This is a genomic window from Oleiphilus sp. HI0066, from assembly GCF_001635725.1.
Map to the genome: position 1 here is coordinate 1 of NZ_LWFH01000626.1, position 722 is coordinate 722.

The 722-nt window shown below is 46.4% G+C and carries 1 protein-coding gene; it reads right to left on the reverse strand.

The window, feature by feature from the left end:
• A partial coding sequence (gene hemE / locus A3738_RS08065; protein WP_068763513.1) for a uroporphyrinogen decarboxylase occupies nucleotides 1-722 on the reverse strand: 722 nt, incomplete at both ends.

Consider the following 722-nt stretch of genomic DNA (forward strand, 5'->3'; position numbering starts at 1 on the left):
TAAATACGATCGATGGTACACGCAAACCACGCGCTTCCGCCTTCAAACCCGCCACAATCTTTTGCATGTAAGCAAGAGAGAAATCGAGGTAGGCTTGATCACTTAAATTCCCGCCCCATGTATCGAAAATCTGAACAGCTTGAGCACCTGCATCGATTTGCGCATTCAAATAGTCAATGACAGAGTCTGCAAGCACATCTAATAGAACATGAAGAGTTTCAGGTTCGCGATACATCATCGCTTTAATATGTCGGAAATCTTTCGAAGAACCACCCTCAACCATATAGGTCGCCAAGGTCCAAGGCGATCCGGAAAAGCCGATCAAAGGAACACGCCCAGATAACGCACCGTGAATTTCAGTCACTGCATCGGTGACATACGACAAGTCTGAAGCGGTATTAACAACCTTAAGCGATGCCACGTCTTGCTCTGTACGAATGACTTTCTTAAACCGCGGCCCTTCGCCAGTTTCAAAATATAGTCCCAAGCCCATCGCATCAGGAATCGTCAAAATGTCTGAAAACAAGATTGCCGCATCTAAGTCATAGCGCTCTAGAGGCTGAATAGTCACCTCGCACGCTAGCTCTTTGTTCTTGCACAAACTCAAAAAATCACCCGCTTGTGCGCGCGTCTCACGATATTCAGGCAAATAACGACCAGCTTGACGCATCATCCACACTGGCGTTGCATCAACAGGCTCTCTTAAAAGGGCTTTTAAAAAT